Origin of the sequence: Bradyrhizobium sp. BR 10261 (assembly GCF_019455395.1) — a bacterium.
GTDB classification, from domain to species: domain Bacteria; phylum Pseudomonadota; class Alphaproteobacteria; order Rhizobiales; family Xanthobacteraceae; genus Bradyrhizobium; species Bradyrhizobium manausense.
On record NZ_JACOFQ010000061.1, the window covers coordinates 1 to 6,778 of the forward strand.

Annotated in this window: 5 protein-coding genes and 1 pseudogene; 1 reads left to right on the forward strand and 5 read right to left on the reverse strand. The window is 64.2% G+C overall.

Translation table 11 applies throughout. From position 1 onward, the window contains the following. The 3 genes from HYH07_RS36030 to HYH07_RS36040 all read right to left on the reverse strand — a co-directional run. On the reverse strand, positions 1 to 474 hold a 474-nt coding region (locus HYH07_RS36030; protein WP_283842869.1), incomplete at its 3' end, for a Sir2 family NAD-dependent protein deacetylase. Positions 475 to 538: 64 nt separating this feature from the next. After that, the gene (locus HYH07_RS36035) at positions 539 to 1,375 is read right to left on the reverse strand and encodes an SDR family oxidoreductase (RefSeq protein WP_220006898.1); all 837 of its coding nucleotides are present in this window, start codon (positions 1,373 to 1,375) and stop codon (positions 539 to 541) included. A gap of 73 nt (positions 1,376 to 1,448) precedes the next feature. Continuing rightward, a complete protein-coding gene (locus tag HYH07_RS36040) occupies positions 1,449 to 2,783 on the reverse strand; it encodes a solute carrier family 23 protein (protein ID WP_220006899.1) in 1,335 nt (444 codons plus the stop codon). A 138-nt stretch (positions 2,784 to 2,921) separates the two neighbouring features. On the opposite strand from HYH07_RS36040, the pseudogene HYH07_RS36045 reads away from it, so the two are divergent. Next, positions 2,922 to 4,248 (forward strand): annotated as a pseudogene (locus HYH07_RS36045) (dicarboxylate/amino acid:cation symporter). A gap of 238 nt (positions 4,249 to 4,486) precedes the next feature. Here HYH07_RS36045 and HYH07_RS36050 read toward each other — a convergent pair. Next, on the reverse strand, positions 4,487 to 6,091 hold the full coding sequence (locus HYH07_RS36050) for an ABC-F family ATP-binding cassette domain-containing protein (protein ID WP_220006900.1): 1,605 nt from the start codon (positions 6,089 to 6,091) through the stop codon (positions 4,487 to 4,489). A gap of 134 nt (positions 6,092 to 6,225) precedes the next feature. Further along, a partial coding sequence (locus HYH07_RS36055; protein ID WP_220006901.1) for an amidohydrolase family protein occupies positions 6,226 to 6,778 on the reverse strand: 553 nt, incomplete at its 5' end.

Here is a 6,778-nt window from a genome sequence, read left to right on the forward strand (position 1 = left end):
GGCATCGAGCGTCAGCCATTCCGCATTGGCGCGGCCAAGCGCCTCCTGGAATTCGTTGCGCGGCGTCTTGGCCCCGCAGCCCATGCAGCGGACCAGATCGAGCCGCCCGTGCAAATCGATCACCTGCCGGTGGCCCGCGGATTGATGCAGCCGGTCGACATTCTGCGTCAGCAGCATCTCGCAGCGCCCGCTCGCCTCGAGACGGGCCAGCGCATGATGCGCATCGTTCGGCCTCGCTTGTCCGAATCGCCGCCAGCCGATCAGGCTGCGCGCCCAGTAACGCTGGCGCGTGTGCCCTTCCGACATGAAGGCCTGGAAATTGATCGGCTGGGTCCGCTTCCAGCTGCCATTTCTGTCGCGGTAATCAGGGATGCCCGAATTGGTGCTGCAGCCGGCGCCGGTCAGCACGAACAGTTTTTCGTGCCGGCCGACGAAGTCCTGGAGCCGAGAGTCTGCCAGCTGAGTGTTTGTCATGGCCCAGATGTAGTCTGCGCCGCGACATTCCGCCAGATCACGTTTTGGCCGGCGGCCGCTCATCTCAGCTCGACCAGTTCTCCCTGAATTCGGGAAACAGCGTCAGTCCGCCGCAGGCATAGATGGTCTGCCCGGTGATGTAGCTGGCGTCATCTGAGGCCAGGAAGGCGAATACCGCAGCCATCTCTTCCGGCGTGCCAACGCGGCCGAGCGGAATGTGGCTGACGACCGCGCCGCGCTTTTCGGCGTCGCCGGTCCAGGCGGCGTTGATCGGCGTGTCGATCGCGCCGGGGCCGACCGCATTGACACGAATGCCGCGGCCGGCAAACTCCAGCGCCAGCGTGCGGGTCAGATTGGCCATGCCGCCTTTGCTGATCGAATAAGCGAGATAGCCGGGCTTTGGGATGATCTGGTGGACGCTCGAGCAGTTGATGATGCAGCCGCCTCCGCCGCGGGCAACGAAATGCGCGAGTGCCTTTTGCGCGCAGAGCACGGCGCCGTTGAGATTGACGTCGATAATGCGGCGATAGGTTTCGACGTCGAGCGCCTCGCTCGGCGATTCCTGCTGAAAGCCGGCATTGTTGACGAGACAGTCGAGGTGCTTCCAGCGCGCCAGGATGGTTTCGAACATTGCGGCGATGTCTTTTTCGACCCCGATATCGGCGTGAACGATAAAATGATCGAGCCTGCCGTGGCCACGGTCGCTCGAAGCCGTGCGCGCGAGCGCAAGCGTCTCCTCAGCCTTCTCGGGGGGACCGATATAGTTGATGGCGACCGTCGCGCCTTCCTGGGCGAGGCGAATGGCGACGGCACGCCCGATGCCCTGCGGAGCGCCCGTCACCAGCGCGTATTGGCCGACGAGGCGTGAGGGAAAGGCAGGTGAACGATCGGTCTGTGGCATGTGCATTCTCCGGGATGCCTCATCATGGATGGAACCGAGATTTTGTTCCACCCTGTTGGCACATCGCTGGGATTCATTCCGCGCGGCGCGCGATCGGCGAGGTCAGGATCTGATACAGGATAATCGCACCAAAAGTCGCGGTGCCGATTCCGCCGATCGTGAATGCACCGAATTTCAGCGTGAGATCGCCGGCTCCCGCCGTCAGCGCCACCGCGACGGTGATCAAATTCGCCGGATTGGCAAAGTCAACCTTGTTCTCGACCCAGATCCGGCCCGCCATCGCCGCGATCAATCCGAACAGCACGATCGAAAGGCCGCCGATGACGGGCCCGGGGATCGACAGGATCAGCGCGCCGAATTTCGGCGAGAAGCCGAGCAGGACCGATACGGTGGCGGCGAAAGCAAACAGCAGGGTCGAATAGACCTTCGTCGCCGCCATCACGCCGATATTCTCGGCATAGGTGGTGACGCCGGTGCCGCCGCCGCAGGCCGCCACGATCGTCGCGAGGCTGTCGGCAAGCAAAGCGCGGCCGAGATAGGCATCGAGGCTGCGGCCCGTCATGGCTCCGACCGCCTTGATGTGCCCGAGATTTTCGGCGACGAGGATGACCGCAACCGGCGCGATCAGGAAGATGGCGTCGGCCTGAAAGGTCGGCGTGGTGAAATTCGGCAAGCCGAACCACGGCGCGGCCGAGAGTTGCGTGAAGTCGATCGGCTTGCCGAAGCCAAGACCGTTCGCAAACAGCAGGTACAAGAGATATCCGCCGATCGCCCCCAGGATGATCGGCAGGCGGCGCCACAGGCCGGGCGCGGCCACCGCAACCACGCCGATGATCAGAACGGTCGCAAGCCCGATCCAGGTCTCGAACGCGTTCGCGCTCACCGCCTTCACCGCCACGGGCGCGAGGTTGAGGCCGATCGCGGCGACCACGGCGCCGGTGACCGCCGGCGGCATCAGACGCTCGACCCAGCCGATGCCCGACCACATCACGATCAGTGCGATCACGCCGTAGAGCACGCCGGCGCCGACGATGCCGCCGAGCGCAATTGAGATGTTCGGATTCGGTCCGTGCCCGGCGTAGCCGGTGGCGGCGAGGACGACAGCGATGAACGCGAAGCTCGAGCCGAGATAGCTCGGCACGCGCCCCGCCACGATGACGAAGAAGATCAGCGTGCCGATGCCGGAGAACAACACAGCAACATTGGGGTCGAACCCCATCAGCAACGGCGCGATGATCGTCGCGCCCGACATGGCGACGCAATGCTGGAGACCGGAGACGATGGTTTGCCCCCACGACAGCCGCTCCTCCGGCATGATCACGCCCGAGGTCTTCAGCTTCCAACGCGGAAAATAGCCTTGTGAAAGACGGTCTTGCGATCGCTCGTCCGCGCCCAATGCGTTCGACATGTTCCCCCCAGGGGCGGTGCAGCGATTGATCTTCGTGCTAACAGACAAAAATGTGATTGTTGCTCAAGCCGCGATCATCACATGATGTAAGCCATGATGTAAGTCATGCACGATCAATGTGTTCCGGGATTGAACTTTATGACACAGATCGCGATCCAGCCAGCCGTCCACCGCCGGCACCAGCCCTGGTACAGGATCCTCTACGTCCAGGTGCTGATCGCGATCGTGCTCGGGGTACTGATCGGCTATTTCTATCCGGACCTTGGCAAAGCCCTCAAGCCGCTCGGCGACGCCTTCATCGCGCTGATCAAGATGATGATCGCGCCCGTCATCTTCTGCACCGTGGTGCATGGCATCTCCTCGATGGGCGACCTCAAGCGCGTCGGCCGGGTCGGACTGAAATCGCTGATCTATTTCGAGACTGTCTCGACCGTTGCGCTCGCCATCGGTCTTTTGGTGGGCGAGATTCTCCAGCCCGGACACGGCTTCAACATCGATCCCTCCACAATCGATCCGAAATCGGTCGCGACCTATGTGTCCAAGGCGCACGAAGACGGCATCGTCGCCCATCTGATGGCGATCATTCCCGACAGCTATGTGGGCGCGATCGCGCGCGGCGACCTCTTGCAGGTGCTGCTGGTCTCGATCCTCTCCGGATTTGCCATCGCCTTCCTCGGCAAATCAGGCGAGCCGATCGCGGAGGCAATCGACAAGGCCGCAAAGATGTTCTTCGGCATCATCCGCATCATCGTGCGCGTGGCGCCGATCGGCGCATTCGGCGCGATGGCGTTCACCGTCGGCGCCTACGGCCTTGGCTCGCTGCTCAACCTCGCCGCTCTGATCGGCACGTTCTATCTCACCAGCATCCTGTTCGTGCTGATCGTGCTGGGTGCGATCGCACGGCTCGCCGGCTTCTCCATCATTCGCTTCATTGCCTATATCAAGGACGAACTCCTGATCGTGCTCGGCACCTCGTCGTCGGAGACGGTGCTGCCGCAGATGATCCAGAAGATGGAACATCTCGGCGCCTCGCGCTCGGTGGTCGGCCTCGTGATCCCGACCGGCTACAGCTTCAACCTCGATGGCACCAACATCTATATGACGCTGGCGACTGTTCCTGGCGCAAGCGACCAACACGCATCTGACGATCTGGCAGGAGCTCGGCATTCTCGGCATCGCGATGATCACTTCGAAAGGCGCATCCGGGGTAACAGGCGCAGGCTTCATCACGCTCGCCGCAACGCTCTCGATCGTGCCCGACATCCCGATCCAGTCGATCGCGATCCTGGTCGGCATCGACAAGTTCATGAGCGAGTGCCGCGCGCTGACCAATCTGATCGGCAACGGCGTCGCCTGCGTCGTCATCAGCATCTCGGAAGGCGAGCTCGATCGCGAGGCGCTGCACGAGACCATGGCGCATCCACTGGAGCTCGGCGAAGCGCTGGAGCCAGGCGGCAGCGCGTAGAGCCGCAAAGCGAAGATCGAAGGCAGACGCCGCCCGGTTCCGTTGCGGTAGTTTCCCGGAGTAGAAAATTCCTAGGACCGGAGTCACAAGAAAGGTGTTGGGATCACGGATTGATACTCATCCATTCCACCCGACGCGCTGGGGGCAGAGCGTCGGGTTTTTGAAAATTATCACGCGATCTGGCTGTCAAAGCTGGCATCGGCCGCAATCGGTCAGCACCGCCGGCCGCGAGCCGGTATCATTGTTCCGTCAGTCGGGGACAACCGGTCAGATCGAGCCGGCGTGTGATCCCGATGGCTCCCAGGAACGCCTCATCGTGACTGACCACGAGCAGCGCGCCGTCATAGGCGCGGAGGCCCGCCTCGACGGCTTCGATCGATTCAAGGTCGAGGTGATTGGTCGGCTCGTCCAGGATCAGCAGCGACGGCGGCCTCGCCCCGCCGAGCACGCAGGCAAGGCCGGCGCGAAATAGCTGGCCGCCGCTCAGACTGCCGACGCCTTGCAGGGCCGCATCTGCGCGAAACATGAAACGCGCCAGCGCGGCGTGGCATTCATTCGCACCGGCCCTCGGATTGAGACGCCGAAAATTGTCGAGAATCGAGATCGCGGGATCGAGCAGGCTGACCTTCTGGTCGAACAGTGCGAAGCCCGGCCTCACGCGCACGGTGCCCGCGACAGGGCGTAGCTCGCCGGCGATGAGCTTCAACAGCGTCGTCTTGCCGGAGCCGTTGGGCCCGACAATCGCGACGCGCTCCGGCCCGACGATGGCAAGCGATAGATCGCGCAGGATCGGCCGTTCCGGCTGATAGCCGGCGCGAACACGATCAAGCCAAACCACCTCCCGCCCCGCCGGGAGCCGGGTCGACGGTAGCTTTACAGTCAGCGGCTGCGGGATCTCGATGCGCCGGCGGACGGTGTCGAGCGCATCCAGAGCCTCCGCGCGCCGCCGCTCGGCGATCTCTGCGGCCCTGCCGCCGCTGTCCTCGCTGCGATCCTTGCGCGCGCCTGCAAGGATTCGTGGCATGTCGCCCCTGGCGCGCTTCCTATTGCCACCGCTGTCCTTGCGCGCCTTGCGTTCGGCCGCCTCCTGCGCCTTGCCGTCGATCTCGGACAAATGCTTCTCGGCATGCGCGAGGTCGTGCCTGACGGCCGCGAGCTCGACGGCCTTTTGCGCGCGATAGCTACTCCAATTGCCGCCATAGCGCGTCGCGCCGAGCGAGGTCAGCTCGACGATGGCGTCCATGGTCTCGAGCAGTGCCCGGTCATGGCTGACGACGATCGCGCCGCCGCGCCAGGCGGCAACCAGATCGATCACGGCACGGCGCCCGTCCCGATCGAGATTGTTGGTGGGTTCGTCCAACAGGATGAAATCCGGCTCCGTGAACAGCAGCGCGGCGAGACGAACGCGCGTGATCTGCCCGCCCGACAAACGGTCCAGCGCCGTATCGGGCGCGATATCGAAGCCGACGCGCGCCAGGGCGGATGCGAGCCGCGCCTCGAGCGCCCAGTCGACCTCGGCGACATCCTCGGCGGAGGCCTCGCCACGCTCCGCCAGGCGAAACAAGTCGAGAGACTCGCGCGCGCCAAAGAGGTCGACGACCCGCATGCCACCGCGCAGCTGGGCGTCCTGCCGCAAGAGACCAACGGTGCCGTTGACGACCACGCGTCCCGCCTGCGGGACGTGCTCGCCCGTGATTGCGGCGAGCAGCGTTGTCTTGCCGACGCCGTTGCGGCCGACAAGGCCGGCGCGTTCCGCGCCGAAGATCAGATCGATGTTGGAGAGGAGCGAGCGGCCGTCAGGCGTGGACAGCGACAGGTTCGACAGGATGATGGAAGCAGGCATGGAATTCCCCGTGAGCAATGCGGATCGGCGTTGCGGTCGGGGTGAAATCCATGGCTGCTGACATCCTTGATGAGAGCCTCGCTCATAATTCGGCCGGGTGGCAAGATCAAGGCATGCCGTCGCGAAGCCAGCGGCTACGCTGCCAGCCTGTCGAACTGAACCTTGCCCGCTTTCATCACCAGCGGGATGTGCTCGCCCTGACCGAGCAAGCAGCCGACATCACGCAACGGATTGCCGTCGACCACGAGCAGATCCGCAAGCGCGTCGGGCACGATGCGGCCGAGCTTGCCTTCCATGCCGAGCACCTCGGCCCCGATCACGGTCGCGCTGGCGATGACCTCGCGCGCCCCCTGGATTTCGGCGCGGATGCGGAACTCTTCGCTCTGGAGGCGCTGCGACGGGCCGAGCAGGTCGCTGCCGTATCCCATCTTCACCCCGGCCTTGCGATAGATCTCGAGCGAGCGCAGGCCGGCATCGCGGACGTCGGCGATCTTGGCGACGCTCTCCGGCGGCAGGCCGAACTGCGCGCCCTCCTTGGCAAGCGCTTCATAGGTGATCAGCGTCGGCACCACATAAGTGCCCTTCTCGGCCATCAGGCGAGCGGTCTGATCGTCGACCAGATTGCCGTGCTCGATGGTGCGGACGCCGCAGCGGACCGCGCGCGCAATCGCTGGAGCCGTATAGGCA